This window comes from Nonomuraea turcica (genome assembly GCF_030718205.1).
Taxonomy (GTDB): domain Bacteria; phylum Actinomycetota; class Actinomycetes; order Streptosporangiales; family Streptosporangiaceae; genus Nonomuraea.
This window is the reverse complement of the sequence record NZ_JAUZQF010000001.1, coordinates 836,452-852,871: the sequence shown is the minus strand read 5'-3', so window position 1 is coordinate 852,871 and position 16,420 is coordinate 836,452. Positions and strand designations below refer to the sequence as shown.

The window sequence follows — 16,420 nt, the reverse complement described above, 5'->3', positions numbered from 1 at the left end:
CCCTCTTCACGGACCATCCCCGCACAGCTGGAGAACGACGTGCGCCTGCGTCTCACGCCACGTGAGGACAGCTACTACGACCTGTTCGCCGATTCGGCGAACAACCTGGTCACCGCATCGCGCTTGCTGGTGGAGATCATCAGTGAGGGCTCGGACAGGGAAGCCCTGGCCGAGAAGATGCGCGCTTGCGAGCACGCCGGTGACGAACGCACTCATGCGATCATGAACCGGCTCAATGAGAGTTTCATCACTCCGTTCGACCGCGAGGACATCTACCGCCTCGCATCCAACCTCGACGACGTGATGGACGCCATGGAGGCCGCCTCCGACCTCATCGTCCTCTACCAGCTCGATCACCTGCCCAAAGACGTGGTCAGGCAGGTCGAGGTCCTGGAGCGGGCCGCGGAGCTGACGGCCGAGGCCATGCCGCGGCTGCGGTCGATGAAAAACCTCAACGAATACTGGATCGAGGTCAACCGCCTGGAGAACCAGGGCGACCAGGTCTACAGGAGACTGCTGGCCAAGCTGTTCAGCGGCGAGTACGACGCCCTCACGGTCATGAAGATGAAGGAGGTCGTCGACGCCCTCGAGGAGGCGGCCGACGCCTTCGAGCACGTGGCCAACACCGTCGAGTCCATCGCGGTCAAAGAAAGCTAGGCCCAGTGGACCTCTCGCTCGCCCTCGTCATCGGCGTGGTCGTCGTCGCTCTGATCTTCGACTACACCAACGGGTTCCACGACGCGGCGAACGCCATCGCGACCTCCGTCTCGACCCGGGCCCTCACCCCCAGGGCCGCGTTGTTCATGGCCGCGGCCATGAACTTCATCGGCGCCCACCTGGGCACCCAGGTCGCCTCGACGGTCGGCAAAGGCATCATCGACGCGCCGAACGGTTCACACGGTCTGGTCATCGTGGCCGCGGCGCTCATCGGTGCGATCACCTGGAACCTGATCACCTGGTATTTCGGCCTGCCCTCTTCCTCCAGTCATGCGCTCATCGGTGGCCTGGTGGGCTCGGCCCTGGCCTCCGCCAAAATCGCGGACTGGGGCAAGGCCGTGCACTGGGACGGTGTCCTCGAGAAGGTCGTCATCCCGATGATCCTCTCGCCGTTGGTCGGGTTCACCCTCGCCGCCGCGATCATGATCGCAATTTACTGGATCTTCCGCAACAGCCAGCCGGGCAAGACCAACCGCGGCTTCCGTTACTCGCAGACCGTCTCGGCCGCCGCCATGGCGCTCGGGCACGGCCTGCAGGACGCGCAGAAGACCATGGGTGTGATCTTCCTGTCCCTCACCGTCGGCGGCTTCGCCTCGCCGGACGATCCCATCCCGCAGTGGGTCATCCTGGCCGCCGCGGGTGCGATCTCCCTCGGCACGTACGCGGGCGGCTGGCGCATCATGCGCACCCTGGGGCGGCGCATCATCGCGCTCGACCCGCCGCAGGGGTTCGCGGCCGAGTCGGCGGCGGCGACTGTCCTGTACGCGGCCGCCATCGGGTTCGGCGCGCCGATCTCGACCACGCACACGATCACTTCGGCGATCATGGGCGTGGGCGCGACCAAGCGGCTCAGTGCCGTGCGGTGGGGCGTGGCGGGCAACATCATCACCGCCTGGATCCTGACCATTCCGGCCGCCGCCGCGGTGGCCGCCGTCTCCTATTTCCTCCTCCACGCGATCGTGGAATAACCGCTACGCGACCGCGTACATCACGTCCACGTCCCAGCGGGCGAAGCCCAGGGACTCGTACATCCTGATCGCCCAGGTGTTGGCCTCGTCCACGTACAGCATCGCCTGGGCGAGGCCGCGGGCGCGCAGGTGGCTCAGGCCGGCCAGGGTGAGCGCTTTGCCCAGGCCGGTGCCCTGCTGCGAGGGGTCGACCCCGACCACATAGACCTCGCCGAGCGGCTCGTGACCGTGCTCGGACGAGCCGTGGATCTTCGTCCAGTGGAAGCCGGCCAGCTTGTCGCCGCGGAAGGCCAGGAAGAAGCCCTCCGGGTCGAACCACGGCTCCTGCTCGCGCCGCAGCAGGTCGTCCATCGTCCACGCGCCCTGCTCGGGGTGATGGGCGAAGGCCGCGGCGTTGACCTTGAGCCAGGCCTCCTCGTCCTGTCCGGGGACGAACGTCCGCAGCCGCACCCCCTCCGGGAGCACGAACGCCTCCAAAGGGGCGAACAGGGAGCGGCGCATCTGCCAGAGCGAGCGCGCGCGTTCGAGGCCGAATTGCGCCGCCAGCGCACCGGCGCCCGCGTGGTCGCCATGTGCCCACAGGCGCACCCGGCCGCCGGTCAGGTCGAGCACGGATCGCAGCAGGACGGCGCCGTGGCCCTGGTGACGGTGTGCCGGGTGGATGACCAGCTCGGCGCTCGGGCCCTCGACCTCGTCCGTCGGATCGACGTGGGCATAGCCCGCCAAGGCGTCCCCGTACAGCAGGAGCGAGCGCGCCTGGGGGTCGCCGCCGTACCTCAGGTGGAGCATCACGTGCTCGTTGAGCGGGCGGACGCCGTCGGCCTCCGTCGCCGCCTCCACGAGGCCGAGCACCTCGGTGATCTCCGAATCGTCCAGCCGTTCCCTGATCTTCACATGCGCACTCACACGAGAACTCTAGGCGTACGACTGGCAAATAACGCCATGAGATCTCCCGACAAATCGTTATCTTTGCGACATTGGCCGCGTAGCTTCCGGCCCTAACGTCTAAGGCCATGACGTCTCGTTCCTTACTCCGGCTGGCGCTCGCCGGAGCCGTCACGTCGGGAGCGGTCCTGCTCGCCACCCTCCCGGCGGACGCAAGCAAGGCCCCGCCGAGTACGGTTCCCGTACGGCTGCTCGCGCTCAACGACTTCCACGGTCACCTCGAGCCTCCCACCGGGTCCTCCGGCCGCATGGTGGACGAGCACGGGCAGACCGTCGACGCCGGCGGCGCCGCCTACGTCGCCGCGCACATGAAGGCCCTGGCCGACCCGAACACCATCGCGGTGGCCCAGGGTGACCTCATCGGGGCGACGCCGCTGATCTCGGCGGCGTACCACGACGAGCCGTCCATCGAGTTCATGGACAAGCTGGGACTCAAGGTGGCCGCGGTGGGCAACCACGAGTTCGACGAGGGGTACGCCGAGCTGCGCCGCATCATGGACGGCGGCTGCCACCCGGTCGACGGCTGCTCGCCGGCTGGCGAGTGGAAGGGCGCCAAATTCGACTACGTCGGCGCGAACGTGCTGTTCAAGAACCCCAACGAGAAGACCGACGCCCTGTCCGCGCTGGGCGCCAAGCAGTCGGAGGTCAAGCAGCTGCTGGCCGACTGGGGCGTGCCCGCGTTGCCGCCGGTCAGCGTCAAGTGGATGAACGGCGTGCCGATCGGCTTCATCGGACTCGTCACGCAGACCACGCCGAGCATCGTCACGACCGAGGGCATCAAGGACCTCAAGTTCGTGGACGAGGTCAAGGCCGCGAACGTCGCCTCCAAGCTGCTCAAGCTGGTGGGCGTCAAGGCGCAGGTCGTGCTCGTGCACGAAGGCGACCAGGTGACCACCGGCCAGTCGCCGGACGCGTGCAGCGCCATCCCGGGCGTCGGCAACCGCATCGCCACACAGGTGGATGCCGAGGTCGACCTCGTGCTCAGCGGGCACTCGCACCAGGCGTACCTGTGCAAGGTCAAGGACCCGGCGGGCAACGATCGCGTCTACTCGCAGGGTGGCTCGTTCGGCCGCGTCATCACGCAGGTGGACATGAACGTCAATGTCCGGACCCGTGACATCGAGCGGGCCTCGGTCGTGGCGGACAACCACGTGGTCACGCGGACGGTTGCTCCTGATCCTGAAATTTCCGCTTTCGTGCAGACGTGGAAGAACCGCGTCGGTCCGGTCGCCAACAAGCCGGTCGGCACGATCACCACCGACGTCGCCAACATGGCCGCCCCCTCCGGCGAGACCCCGCTCGGCGACCTCATCGCCGACGCCCAGCTGGCCGCCACCAAGACCGGCGGCAACGCGCAGATCGCCCTGATGAACCCGGGCGGTGTACGGGAGCCGCTGACGTACGCGACCTCGCCGGCGAACGAGGGCGACGGCGTCGTGACGTACGGTGAGGCGTTCGCCACGCAGCCGTTCAACAACCTCATGCAGGTCGTGACCCTGACGGGTGCCCAGCTGAAGACGGTGCTGGAGCAGCAGTTCACCGGCGGGCCCAACAACCAGGCGTTCACCAAGATCCTGCAGCCCTCGGCCAACTTCACCTACACCTACAGCCGGAGCGCCGCCTGGGGCTCCAAGGTGTCGAACATGAAGATCGACGGAGTGCCGGTGACGGACGCGCAGACCATCCGGGTCGCGGCGAACAACTTCCTGGTGGGCGGCGGTGACGCGTTCGTCGCCTTCCGGGACGGTACGGAGCTGTGGAGCGGGCCGCTGGACATCGACGCCTTCGTCGACTACCTCGGCGCCAACAGCCCCACCGCGCCGCCCGCCACCAACCGCATCACCGTGATCGACTGACGCCTCTCTTGCAGGCCTCCGATGGGGCCGCCGCGACGGTGCTTTCCCGCCGTCGCGGCGGCCTGCGAGGTCGGCCCGTTCCGCCGTAACGCCTGTTCCACCACGTGTCCGGCAACCGCGACGGCCCGCACGTGTTCCTTGGAGGGGCATCGTCCGGGGACGGAAGGGAGCACGTGCGTGGCCGCAGGGAACAGTGTGACGCTCGTGCCGGGCGGGCGCAGGGGAATCAGAACGATGCCTGCGCTTTCTCAGTATGCCGCCCGCGCGCGGCCGACCCGGGGAAAGACGATGGCCACCGTTGGTGGGAGTCCGGGAAGATACTTTCATGCACACCCCCTCCTACCCCGGCAAGCCGAAGCCCGGTGACCGGGTGGCGGTCGTGTCGCCGTCCGCCGGACTGCCGGAGCTCTTCCCGATGCCGTACGAGCTGGGGTTGCGGCGGCTGCGCGACGACTTCGGCCTGATCCCCGTGGAGTATCCGACGACCCGCAGGATGGGGTCGTCGCCGGCCGACCGTGCCAGGGATCTTCATGCCGCCTTCGCCGACCCGGACATTGCCGCCGTGATCAGCAGCATCGGCGGCGACGACCAGATCACCGTGCTGGCCCACCTCGACCGCGACCTGCTGAAGGCCCATCCGAAGCCGTTCTTCGGCTACAGCGACGCCACCAACATGCTGGCCTTCCTCTGGGATCTCGGGATCGTCGGATACCACGGCGGCGCGGTCATGACCGAGTTCGGCCGGGCGGGGGCGATGCATCCGCTCACCGCGGAGTCGCTGCACGCCGCGCTGTTCACCAGCGGTCCGTACGAGTTGCGGGCGGCCACCGCCTACACCGACGTGGACCGGCCGTGGGACGAGCCCGAGACGTTCGCGAGCGAGCCGCCGATGACGCCGTGCCCGGACGGCTGGACCTGGCACAACGCGGACCGGGTCGTCGAGGGCGTGAGCTGGGGCGGATGCCTCGAGATTCTGTCGTGGCTGCTGATGGCCGGCCGCGCGATCCGGCCGGCCGGCGAGCACGAGGGCGGGGTGCTGTTCTTCGAGACCTCGGAGGCGATGCCGAGCGCCACGGAGGTCTACCGGATCCTGCGCTGCATGGGCGAGCGTGGGCTGCTGCGGCGCTTCGGCGGCGTCATGGTCGGGCGTGCCCGGGGCTGGTCGCTCGAGCGCCGCACCACTCCTGAGGAGCGGATCATGTACGCGCGGGATCAGCGGGAGGCGGTGCTGCGTGCGTTCGCCGAGTACAACGACGACGCGCTGATCGTCTTCGACGTCGACTTCGGGCACACCGACCCGAAACTGGTGATCCCGTACGGTGGCCGAATCCGCCTCGACGGCCCCGCCCGCGCGATCACGGTCGCCTACTGAGCCGTCGCCTCCAGAATCTACGGCCCGCCCTCGTACAGCGGGAGCACGACCACGAAGCGGGCCCCGGGCTCGTGCTCGGCGATGGTCAGCGTGCCGCCGTGGGCGGTGGCGATTTCGCGGGACAGGGGGAGGCCGAGGCCGCTGCCGCCCTTGTCCTTGACGCGGGCGCTCTCCAGGCGGGTGAATCGTTCGAAGACCCGCTCCCTGTCCTCCGGCGGGATGCCCTCGCCGTCGTCCGTCACCGTGACGATCACCTTGTCGTCCTCGACCGTGACCGAGAGGTCGATTCTGGTGGCGGCGTGCCGGGTGGCGTTGTCGAGGAGGTTCGTCAGGAGGCGGTCGAGCTGCACGGGTGAGCCGTGGACGGGTGCCGGGTGGCAGGGGGCCAGGACGATGGGGACTCTGGGCGGTTCGCGGCGGCGCACTTGCTCGGCTGCCACGTGGCACATGTCCACCACGCGGCGGTGCATGACCGCGCCCGCGTCCAGCTTGGCCAGCATCAGCAGCTCGTCGATGATGGAGGTGAGGCGGTCGGCGGCGGACAGGGCGCGGACGCCGGTGGCCGCCCAGTCCGTTTCCTCCGGATAGGCGTTGGCGAACTCGAGCTGGGCGCGCAGGGCCGAGATGGGGCTGCGGAGCTCGTGCGAGGCGTCGGCGACGAAGCGGCGCTGGGTTTCCGCGGAGCGTTCGAGACGGTCGAGCGTGTGGTTCGTCGTGGCGGCGAGGTTGGTGATCTCGTCACCGGTGTCGGGTACGGGGACGCGCCTGCTGAGGTCCTGACCGGTGATCTCCGCCATCTCGGCGCGGATACGCTCGACCGGGCGCAGGGCGAACCCGACCACCGCCCACGTCGTGCCCGCGACCATCAGCAGGACCAGCGGGGTGCCGAGGAAGACCAGAAGGTAGAGCCAGGTCAGTTGCCGGTTGACCTCGTTGAGCGAGACGGCGCCGTAAACGGTGAGGAGGCCCTGGGGTGTGCGCACGGGCATGGCCATGACGAGGTATTCCCCCTCCTCCTCGCCCAGGGCCGGCGGCAGCATCTGCTCGGTCACGTAGATCTTTCCGGGCTGGACGGCCCGCATGGCCCCCAGGATCGGTGGGTCGCTACGGAGGTCGGGGGTGGCGGCCAGCACCTTGCCCTTCTGGGAGACCACCTGCAAGAGGTGCACCTTCGACGCCGGCTCGAGCTCGGCCGGGAGCTGACCGTCGCGAGCGTCGTTGGCGACCCTGCGCACGGCCAGCTCCTCCCGGGCATAGACCAGGCCGTGCAGGCTGTTCGGCACGGTGGCGAGGGTGATGGTGGACGTGGCGGTGAAGACCAGCGCCGCGACCAAAGTCGCGATCATGGTCAAGCGCGCCCGGATCGAACGCGGAAAGAGCCTCGTCGCCATCCATCCCCCGTACTCACTGTCTGTGACACTTACCCAGGTGTGGCCCACACAACATCAAGCCGCTTGATCTGGTGCTATATAGATCGAGATTGGGTAAACAGGGGGCCAAGAGGGGCGATTCGCCACGCTCTGTGCATGTGGTCGGCCCAGGATCGCTCTGAGCACCTCGGGTTTTCGCTTGTGGCGATTCCGCTGATGGCGTGGACCTCTGTTCGCGCGGAGGTGCCTGGGCCAGAGTGAGGTGCCATGAAGGTTCTGGTGCTGGGTGGCACGGAGTTCGTCGGGCGCGCGGTCGTCGAAGAGGCGCTGGGCCTGGGATGGGATGTGACGGTGTTCAACCGGGGCAGCCACGAGCCGCCCGCGGGGGTGACGGCGTTACGCGGTGACCGGACGGCGGCCGGCGGGCTGGCGGCGCTGGAGCACGGCGAATGGGACGTCGTGGTCGACACCTGGTCATGGGCGGCCTCCGCGGTCAGGGACTCCGCGTCGCTGCTGGCCGAGCGCTCGGGTCACTACGTCTACGTGTCCAGCAGGTCGGTCTACGCCGAGCCCTTGCCTTTCGGCGCGGACGAGAGCGCGCCGGTCGTGGCGGCCTCCGCCGACGATGACGACGCCTCCGACTACGCCAGAAACAAGGCGGGGGCGGAGCTGGCGGCGGTCGCGGCGTTCGGAGAGCGGGCACTGCTGGCCAGGGCGGGGCTGATCATCGGGCCTTACGAGAACGTCGGGCGGCTGCCGTGGTGGCTGAGCAGGATCGCCCGCGGCGGGCCGGTGCTCGCGCCCGGGCCCGCCGACCTCGGTTTGCAATACGTCGACGCGCGTGACCTGGCCGTGTGGTGCCTGCGGGCGGCCGAGCGCGGGATCGGCGGGGCGTTCAACGTGGTGAGCCCGCCGGGGTTCGTGACGATGCGGGAGCTGCTCGAGACCTGCGTGAAGGTGACCGGGGCCGAAGCCGAGCTGCGGTGGGTCGAGGCTGAGGCGATCCTGGCGGCTGGGGTGACGCCGTGGATCCAGCTGCCGATCTGGCTGGTGGGCGAGGACTACGACTACATGCACGGAGGTGACGTGTCCAAGGCCGTGGCGGCGGGGCTGCGCCTACGGCCCGTGGCGGAGACGGTGGCCGATACGTGGGCGTGGTTGCTGAGCATCGGCGGTGTGGCTCCTATGCGGCCGGATCGGCCGCAGAAGGGGATCGATCCGGCGGTGGAGGCGCGGCTCCTGGCCGGCTGAACGCGCCGGGCCGGCCCGGCCCGGCCCGGCTGAACGAGCCGGGCCGGGCGGTGGAGGCGAGGCTCCTGTGCTGCTGAACAAGCCGGGCGGGGCGGTCAGCGCTGGTCCCGTGGAGCGGAGCGGTAGGTGCGGATGAGGTCGTAGACGGCGGCGGCGAGGGCGATGGCGACGAAGAGCAGCACCACCAGCAGGCCGTGACGGAAGGCCGTCGGCCAGCCGTCGGCCAGTGAGCCGAAGAACGTCGAGCCCGCCGCCGCGATCCCGATGGCCGACCCCAGCCGCTGACCCGTCTGCAGCACCCCGGCCGCGCTTCCACCGCCTTCGGGTGGCACCTCCGACAGGGCGATCGCCTGGTTGGGTGAGATCACCAGGCCGCTGCCCACCCCCGCGACCAGGAGTGGCAACGCGGTCGCCAGCCCGACCCCTTGGCCGGGCACCAGCGCGGTCGCGGCCATCGTGGCGCAGAGCCCGACGATCACCGTGGTGAGGCCGACAGCCACCACCCGCCGTCCGGCCCGCGACACGAGCCGCCCGCCGACCACGGACGCCGAGGCCGAGCCGAGGGCGAACGGCGTGATCGACAACCCGGCCATCAGCGGGCTGTAGTTGAGGCCGCTCTGCAGGTACAGCGTGAAGGTGAAGAAGATGCCGGTGAAGCCGGCGAAGTAGAACAGGGCGATGGCCGAGCCCAGGCTGTAGGAGCGCTTGCTGAAGAGGGACAGGTTCACCAGCGGCTCGCGGGGATAGACCCGCTCCCATGCCACGAACCCGGCCAGCACGGTGAACGCGGCGGGGATGAGCAGCCACTTGGTCGCGCCCTCCCATTGATGCCGCTGGATGAACGGCAGCAACAGGCCCGCGATGCCGACGCCGAGCAGCAGCACGCCCACCGGGTCCATGCTCTCGCGCCGCCCCCGGCCATCCCGGGACACCGCCGTGGGGCGCGGGGCCGGGAGCACGCGGTAGGCCAGCGGCAGGAGGGCGATGCCGATCGGCAGGTTCACCAGGAACACCCACCGCCATCCGTACTCGGGCCCGAAGGCGCTGACCAGGGCACCGCCGATCAGCGGCCCTGCGGTCGTGGACAGGCCGATGGTGGCGCCGAGCACGCCGAACGCCCGTGCCCGCTCATACCCCTGGAACATCTGCTGGATCAGCCCCGAGACCTGCGGGTTCAGCATGCCGGCCGCCATGCCCTGCACCAGCCTGGCCGTGATCAGCAGCGGCATGTTGCCGGCGAACCCGCACGCCGCGCTGGCGAGCGTGAACAACGCCACCCCGAACATGAAGATCGCCCGCCGGCTCCTGGCGTCCCCCAGCCTGCCGGCCGGAATCAGCAGCAGCCCGAACGTGAGTGCGTACCCGGACAGCGTCCACTGCAGCCCGTCCTCCGTTGCCCCCAGCCCTTCCCTGATGGACGGAAGCGCCACGTTCACGATGCTCACGTCGAGACCGCTCATGAACGCCGCCACCAGGCACACGGCCAAAGCGTGCCGGCGCGAGTCGAATCCGGACGCCCCCATGACGGCTACCTCTCCGCGCGGCAGGAGTCGGTACGGCCGCCGCGGCCCGACGATGATTCCCCGCAAGCTATGAAATATCGCCCCTGGCTACCCAGGAATACCCCAGGGATGGGCTTCTCCGTGGAAGGCAGGTAACGTCCGATCATGGACACGATGACCGTCGAGCAAAACGGCATCAACGCCGTTCCCGAGGCGGAGCGGCGCGGCCGCCCCAGTGACCTGTTCTGGCCGTGGGCCGGCTCCAACCTGTCCCTGTTCGGCGTCGCGTTCGGCGTGTACATCGTGGGCCTCGGCCTCGGCGTCGTGCCCGCCGTCATCACCGGCGCCATCGGGTACGCACTGTCGTTCCTGCTGGTCGGCCTGGTCGCGGTCGGCGGCGCGCGGTCGGGCGTGCCGACGATGACGCTGGGGCGGGCCCCGTTCGGATACCAGGGCAACAAGCTGCCCACGGTGTTCTCCTACATCTCGAACGTCGGCTGGGAGATCGTGCTGGTCACGCTGGCGGCGCAGAGCGGCGCGGCCATCCTGGCGCGGCTCGCGCCCGGCCTGCCCGGCACGACGGCCACCGCCATCTGCTTCGCCGTCGCGGCCGTGGTGGTGATCGCCGTCGGCGTGTACGGCCACGCCATGATCATGGTGGTGCAGCGGTATCTGACGTACGCGTTCATTCTGCTGACCGTCATCTACATGATCCTCATGGTGCCCCGGCTCGGTGCGTCGCTGGAGACCACGGCCGGGCCCGGCGGCTGGGTGGGCGGGATCATCTTCGCGATGACCCTGCTGGGCCTGGGCTGGGTCAACTGCGGCGCCGACTATTCGCGTTACCTGCCTACGAGCTCCCCTCCGAGATCGGTGGCACTGTGGACGGCGCTCGGGGGCGCGCTGCCGCCGATGGTGCTGCTCGTGTTCGGGGTGCTGCTCGCGGGCGGCGATCCGCAGCTGGCCGGGGCGGCGGGCGGCGACCCGGTGGGGGCGCTGGCGGGGGCGCTGCCGACGTGGTTCCTGCTGCCGTACCTGCTGACCGCAATCGGCGGCTTCCTGGCCGGGGCGATCATGGACATTTATTCGTCCGGGCTGTCGATGCTGGCGCTCGGGGTGCCGATCAGGCGGCACTACGCGGTACTGATCGACGGGCTGCTCATGGTGCTCGGCGGCTACTACCTGCTGTTCGTCTCCAGCAGCTTCCTCGCCACCTTCCAGGCGTTCCTGGCGATCGTCGGCGTGGTGATGGCGGCCTGGGTCGCGATCTTCCTGGTGGACATGTGGCGGCTGCGGGCCGGCGGCCAGGCCTACGACGAGCGGCTGCTGCGGGCCGGGGCGCCGGCCGCCAACTGGCCCGGCGTGTTGTCGCTGGTGGTGGCGTCGGCGGTGGGGCTGGGCCTCATCACGTCCGCCGACCAGAACATCGCGAACGTCGTGGGCTTCCTGATGAGTGAGGACCTGGAGAAGAGCACGTTCGGGGCGGCGAACATCGGCGTGGTCATCGCGCTCGTGCTGGCCGGGGTGCTGTACTACCTGATCACCGCTGTGCTGCGACCTCGCCGCACCGCCTGACGCATCTGGCGGTGGCAGTCACCTCCAGTTACGCTTAGTGACTGATGATGGACATTCCGTTGCGAATGCTGCTGTGGACGGTGCATGCCACCGCCTACGGGCTGCTGGTGGTCGCCGTGCTCGGCCTGCTGCGCGAGGATCGCGTGGCCGTGGCCGTCGGCGGCATGCTGCTCGGTCTGGTCTACGCCGCCGGTTTCGCGATCGAGGGCAAGCGGGTGTGGCTGGGCTCGGTGACCGCGGGCTGGGCGGTGCTGGCCGTGGCGGCGCCGCCGTTCGTGTGGCTGGCGTTCCCGTTGCTCTTCTCCTACCTGCATGTGCTCCCCATGTGGGGGGCGATGTTCGGGGTGGGCGCGCTGACGTCGGCGGCGGTCCTGGCGGCGGCCTGGCACGCGGGCGGGCTGACGGTGCCGCTGGTGCTGGGCCCCGGCGTCGCGGCCATGGTGGTCACCCTGTTGGCCCTGGCCTGCCGGGCGCTGGGTGCGGCGGCCGGACGGCGCTCCGACTGAGGCCGCCGCAAGCGCCGTCCGATAGCCCTCCGGCAGCGCCGACGGGTCCTCACGCCGTGACGATGGCGAAGTCGGGCACCGGCCGGTCCAGCACCGCTACCAGCCGCCGCAGCGCCGAGGTGTCGCCCTCCCGTTCCACGCCTTCGACGCCCTTGCCCGACAGCAGGCCGAGCAGCTGCGCCTTCGTCAGCCGCAACGTCAGGTCCGCGGCCTCGTCGCGCGGCTCGGCCTGGTGGATCAGCGCCCCGTTGGACAACGTCGTACGGTGCCGCTCCCCCAGGTCGGTCAGGTGCCAGTCGATGGCCAGGCGCTCGTGCCAGGCCCGCGGGCCGTCCACGCGGATGGCCAGCGAGTCGAAGATCTGCTCCACGCTCAGCGCGGCGCACAGATCGGCCGGGACGGTGTCGGCGGTGGCGGGCACGATGCCGTCCGCCAGCTCCAGCGCGCCCATGAGGTAGAAGTTGCGCCACGTGGCGTTCTCCGCGCCGCGGCCGAGCCTGGTGTAGACGTCGGCGAGCAGGTCGCGGGCCTCCTTGTTGCCCTCGTCGGCGAAGACGGCGTGGTTGAGCAGCTGGGCGGCGAAGCGCAGGTCGTTCTCGGCCAGGTAACGGCGGGCGAACTCGACCACGGCCGCGCCGCCGCCCAGGCACTCGACGTATCGGATCGCGCTCTCCCGCGGCGGGTGCTCCCACAGGTGCGCGGGGTTGCCGTCGAACCAGCCCACGTACCGCTGGTAGACGGCCTTGACGTTGTGGCTGGCCGAGCCGTGGTAGCCGTGGGTATGCCAGGAGCGCTCGAGCTCGGGCGGCAGCTGCACGGCCTCGGCGATCTCGGCCGCCGTCAGGCCCTTGTTGAGCAGGCGAAGGGTCTGGTCGTGCAGGTAGGCGTACATGTCGCGCTGCCGGGACAGGAAACGGGCGATGTCGTCGCGGCCCCACGTCGGCCAGTGGTGTGCGGCGAAGGCGACGTCGGCCTGGCCGGCGAACAGGGACAGTGTCTCGTTGAGGCCCCGCGCCCAGGCCCGGGCATCGTGGTACGGGCCGCCGCGCAGGGATAGCAGGTTGTGCTGGTTGTGGGTGGCGTTCTCGGCCAGGCACAACGCGTGGCGGTCAGGCAGGAGGATCGTCATCTCGGCGCCCGAGCCGAGCTGGAAGACCATCCGTACGCCGTCGACCGTCTCTTCCTGTCCAGTGCGGGTGATGCCGACCGTGGGCGGGATGAAGGACAGGCTGCCCGTCGAGACGGTCATGCCGAGGCCGCAGCCGATCTGGCCCTCGGGCGAGCGGGGCAATGCGGGGCCGTACATGTAGACGGCGCGGCGGGAGAGCGCCGGGCCCGCGTACACGGTGTCCGACACCGCCTGTTCGAGGAACCCGGCAGCGGCCAGGATGGGCACCCCGCCGCGGGTGACGCCGCGGACGCCGCCGAAGTGGTCGGCGTGGGGATGCGTGTAGATCACGGCGGTGACGGGCCGGGGGCCGCGGTGGGCCCGGTACAGCTTCAGCGCGGCGGCGGCGCACTCGGTGGAGATCAGCGGGTCGACGACGATGACGCCGCTCTCGCCCTCGACCAGCGTCATGTTGGACAGGTCCAGGCCGCGTACCTGGTAGATGCCGTCGGTGACCTCGTACAGACCTTGTCTGGCACACAACTGGGCCTGCCGCCACAGGCTGGGATGGGCCGTCGCCGGGCACTCCCCCTGGAGGAAGTCGTAGGAGTCGCCGTCCCAGATGACCCTGCCGTCCACAGTCTTGATCACGGCGGGGCTGAGCTTGGCGATGAATCCCCGATCCGCGTCCGCAAAGTCGCCCTTGTCGTGAAATGGAAGATCTGCCATGCCTAGCCGCATGCCCGGTATTCAGCCCGGGGTAGCTCAATGAACGCCCCTAAGAGGATGAATCTCGGGCAATAAGGACATGCGATGATGTTGGACCTGTCGATCCCCACGGGAGATGCCATGGAAGCGTGCGTGTTCGACCTCGACGGCGTGCTGGTCGATTCAGAGCCGGTATGGGAGGAGGTGCGACGGGCGTTCGTTGCCGAGCACGGCGGCACGTGGCAGCCGGACACCCAGTCCAGGCTCATGGGCATGAGCACCGGCGAGTGGGCCGCGTACCTGGCCGAGCTGGGGGTGCGGATGGCGCCGGACGAGATCGCGCGCGGCGTGGTGGACCAGATGGCCGCGCGCTATCGCGACGAGGTGCCACTGCTGCCCGGTGCGGTGGAGGCGGTGCGGCGCACGTCCGGGCACGTCACGCTGGGGCTGGCCAGCTCGTCGCCGCGCCGGCTGATCGACGTGGTGCTGGACGCGGCCGAGCTGAAGGAGTGTTTCGCGGCCACGGTGTCCACCGAGGAGGTCGCGCGCGGCAAGCCGGCGCCGGACGGATATCTGGAGGCGGCGCGGCGGATGAAGGTCGACCCGCGCGGGTGCGTGGCGGTCGAGGATTCGAGCAACGGCCTGCGGTCGGCGCACGCCGCCGGGATGCGGGTGATCGCCGTGCCGCACCCGGCGTACCCGCCCGCGCCGGACGCGCTCGCGCTGGCCTGGCGGGTGTTGCCTGGACTCGACGCGCTCACCCCCGACCTGCTCTCGTGAACGTGTGCACCTGGTCGCTATGCTCTGGGAACCGTGCGAGACATCACCGTGTTCAGCGGCACCGCCCATCCCGAACTGGCCGAAGAGATCTGTGCCCACCTGGGCACTCCCCTGCACCCCGTCCAGGTCAGTCGCTTCGCCAACGACGCGCTGGAAGTGCAGTTGCAGGCCAACTGCCGCGAGCGTGACGTCTTCCTCATCCAGCCACTGGTGCCGCCCGTCCAGGAGCACCTGGTCGAACTGCTGCTCATGCTGGACGCCGCCCGCGGCGCGTCCGCGGCCAGGACCACCGTCGTGCTCCCGCACTACGCCTATGCCAGGTCGGACAAGAAGGACGCACCGCGCATCTCCATCGGCGCGCGGCTGGTCGCCGACCTGATGGTGGCCGCGGGCGCCAACCGGGTGCTGGCGATGACGCTGCACTCGCCGCAGGTGCACGGCTTCTTCAGCGTCCCGGTCGACCACCTGCACGCACTGCGGGAGCTGGCCGCGCACTTCCGTCAGTACGACCTGTCCAACACGGTCGTCGTCTCCCCCGACCTCGGCAATGCCAAGGAGGCCGCCCACTTCGCCCGCCTGCTCGGCACCGGCGTCGCGATGGGCGCCAAACAACGCTTCAGCGACGACCGCGTGGTGATCAGCTCGGTCATCGGCGACGTGGCGGGCAAGGACGTCATCGTCCTGGACGACGAGATCGCCAAGGGCAGCACGGTCATCGAGCTGCTCGACCGGCTGCGCGAGCGCGGCGTGCGCTCGGTGCGCGTGGCCTGCACGCACGGGTTGTTCTCCAGCGGGGCGGTGGAGCGGCTGAGCGCGCTGCCGGAGATCGAGGAGATCGTCTGCACGAACACCGTGCCGCCGCCCAAGCCCAGCGACAAGCTCACGGTCCTGTCGATCGCGCCCGCCCTGGCCGAGGCCATGCGCCGCATCCACGACGGCGAGTCGGTGAGCGCCCTGTTCAGCACACCTTGACGATCTGGGACGTTCAGGCCCAGCCGCCGTTGCTCATCAGCAATTGGCCGTTGATCCACTCCCCCTGCGGCGAGCAGAGGAAGTCGACGAGGTGTGCGGTGTCTTCCGGGGTGCCGAGGCGGCCGCGCGCTATGCGTCCGACGAGGGTCTCGCGCAGCTCGTCCGATATCCAACCGGTGTCCACCGGGCCGGGATTGATGACGTTCGCGTTGATGCCGAGGTGAGCGAGCTCAGAGGCGGCCGCCAGGGTGATGCGGTCCAGCGCGCCTTTGCTCGCCCCGTACGGCAGGTTGCCGACCGTGTGGTCGCTGGTGAGGGCGATGATCCGGCCGGACCCCTTGGCGCCCTGGAAACGCCTGCCGAACTCCCGGATCAGCAGCCACGTGGCGCGGGCGTTCACGGCGAAGTGCCGGTCGAAGCTCTCCACGGTGGTGTCGAGCAGACCGGAGTCGACCGACTCGCAGTGGCACATCACCAGGGCGGTGACCTGGCCCAATTGCCGCTCCGCCGCGTCGAAGACGCGTGCGGGGGTCTCGACGTCGATGAGATCCGCCTCGATGGCGGCGGTGGCCGCGCCACGCTCGGCGAGTTCCTTGGTGATCGTCTCCGTCGCCGCCGGCTCGGGCCCCCAGGTCATGCGTTCGTCGTAGGCATGCCAGTAAGTGAAGGCGATGTCCCAGCCTGAAGCCGCCAGTTGGCGGGCGATTCCCGCGCCGATGCCAATGGTGCGTCCCACACCAGTGATCAACGCGACCTTTTCACCTCGGCGAGTATCGATCATAGTTGCCAT

At 69.6% G+C, this 16,420-nt stretch carries 14 protein-coding genes; 9 read left to right on the top strand and 5 right to left on the bottom strand.

Translation table 11 applies throughout. From position 1 onward, the window contains the following. Window positions 1–39 precede the first annotated feature (39 nt). Window positions 40–657, top strand: a complete 618-nt coding sequence (locus tag Q9G87_RS04545) for a DUF47 domain-containing protein (RefSeq protein WP_127939425.1) — start codon at window positions 40–42, stop codon at window positions 655–657. A 5-nt stretch (window positions 658–662) separates the two neighbouring features. Then, complete coding sequence (locus Q9G87_RS04540) at window positions 663–1,685, top strand: inorganic phosphate transporter (RefSeq protein ID WP_305914885.1); 1,023 nt, start codon at window positions 663–665, stop codon at window positions 1,683–1,685. Between the two features lie 3 nt (window positions 1,686–1,688). On the opposite strand, the gene mshD is transcribed toward Q9G87_RS04540, so the two are convergent. Beyond that, on the bottom strand, window positions 1,689–2,591 hold the full coding sequence (gene mshD / locus Q9G87_RS04535; protein ID WP_305914884.1) for a mycothiol synthase: 903 nt from the start codon (window positions 2,589–2,591) through the stop codon (window positions 1,689–1,691). Window positions 2,592–2,698: 107 nt separating this feature from the next. Here mshD and Q9G87_RS04530 point away from each other — a divergent pair, with 107 nt between their 5' ends. Both Q9G87_RS04530 and Q9G87_RS04525 read left to right on the top strand, forming a co-directional pair. Then, the gene (locus tag Q9G87_RS04530) at window positions 2,699–4,486 is read left to right on the top strand and encodes a bifunctional metallophosphatase/5'-nucleotidase (RefSeq protein WP_305914883.1); all 1,788 of its coding nucleotides are present in this window, start codon (window positions 2,699–2,701) and stop codon (window positions 4,484–4,486) included. Window positions 4,487–4,811: 325 nt separating this feature from the next. Further along, window positions 4,812–5,858, top strand: coding sequence for a S66 family peptidase (locus Q9G87_RS04525; RefSeq protein WP_305914882.1), 1,047 nt, complete (start codon window positions 4,812–4,814; stop codon window positions 5,856–5,858). Between the two features lie 17 nt (window positions 5,859–5,875). Here Q9G87_RS04525 and Q9G87_RS04520 read toward each other — a convergent pair whose 3' ends face one another. Beyond that, complete coding sequence (locus Q9G87_RS04520; RefSeq protein WP_305914881.1) at window positions 5,876–7,204, bottom strand: ATP-binding protein; 1,329 nt, start codon at window positions 7,202–7,204, stop codon at window positions 5,876–5,878. 291 nt (window positions 7,205–7,495) lie between these two features. Between Q9G87_RS04520 and Q9G87_RS04515 the strand changes: the two genes are divergently transcribed. Beyond that, window positions 7,496–8,479, top strand: coding sequence for an NAD-dependent epimerase/dehydratase family protein (locus Q9G87_RS04515; protein WP_305914880.1), 984 nt, complete (start codon window positions 7,496–7,498; stop codon window positions 8,477–8,479). A 95-nt stretch (window positions 8,480–8,574) separates the two neighbouring features. On the opposite strand, the gene Q9G87_RS04510 is transcribed toward Q9G87_RS04515, so the two are convergent. Next, window positions 8,575–10,002 carry an MFS transporter gene (locus Q9G87_RS04510; protein WP_305914879.1) on the bottom strand — a complete coding sequence of 476 codons (1,428 nt, stop codon included), beginning with the start codon at window positions 10,000–10,002 and terminating at the stop codon, window positions 8,575–8,577. A gap of 153 nt (window positions 10,003–10,155) precedes the next feature. Here Q9G87_RS04510 and Q9G87_RS04505 point away from each other — a divergent pair, with 153 nt between their 5' ends. Continuing rightward, window positions 10,156–11,556 carry a purine-cytosine permease family protein gene (locus Q9G87_RS04505; RefSeq protein WP_305914878.1) on the top strand — a complete coding sequence of 467 codons (1,401 nt, stop codon included), beginning with the start codon at window positions 10,156–10,158 and terminating at the stop codon, window positions 11,554–11,556. Window positions 11,557–11,600: 44 nt separating this feature from the next. Then, window positions 11,601–12,062, top strand: coding sequence for a hypothetical protein (locus tag Q9G87_RS04500; protein ID WP_305914877.1), 462 nt, complete (start codon window positions 11,601–11,603; stop codon window positions 12,060–12,062). A 49-nt stretch (window positions 12,063–12,111) separates the two neighbouring features. On the opposite strand, the gene Q9G87_RS04495 is transcribed toward Q9G87_RS04500, so the two are convergent. Then, a complete protein-coding gene (locus Q9G87_RS04495; protein WP_305914876.1) occupies window positions 12,112–13,899 on the bottom strand; it encodes an alkyl/aryl-sulfatase in 1,788 nt (595 codons plus the stop codon). Between the two features lie 84 nt (window positions 13,900–13,983). Between Q9G87_RS04495 and Q9G87_RS04490 the strand changes: the two genes are divergently transcribed. Then, window positions 13,984–14,658, top strand: coding sequence for an HAD family hydrolase (locus Q9G87_RS04490; RefSeq protein WP_305914875.1), 675 nt, complete (start codon window positions 13,984–13,986; stop codon window positions 14,656–14,658). A gap of 33 nt (window positions 14,659–14,691) precedes the next feature. Further along, window positions 14,692–15,630, top strand: coding sequence for a ribose-phosphate diphosphokinase (locus Q9G87_RS04485; RefSeq protein ID WP_305914874.1), 939 nt, complete (start codon window positions 14,692–14,694; stop codon window positions 15,628–15,630). Window positions 15,631–15,643: 13 nt separating this feature from the next. On the opposite strand, the gene Q9G87_RS04480 is transcribed toward Q9G87_RS04485, so the two are convergent. Further along, on the bottom strand, window positions 15,644–16,420 hold the full coding sequence (locus Q9G87_RS04480; protein ID WP_305915129.1) for an SDR family oxidoreductase: 777 nt from the start codon (window positions 16,418–16,420) through the stop codon (window positions 15,644–15,646).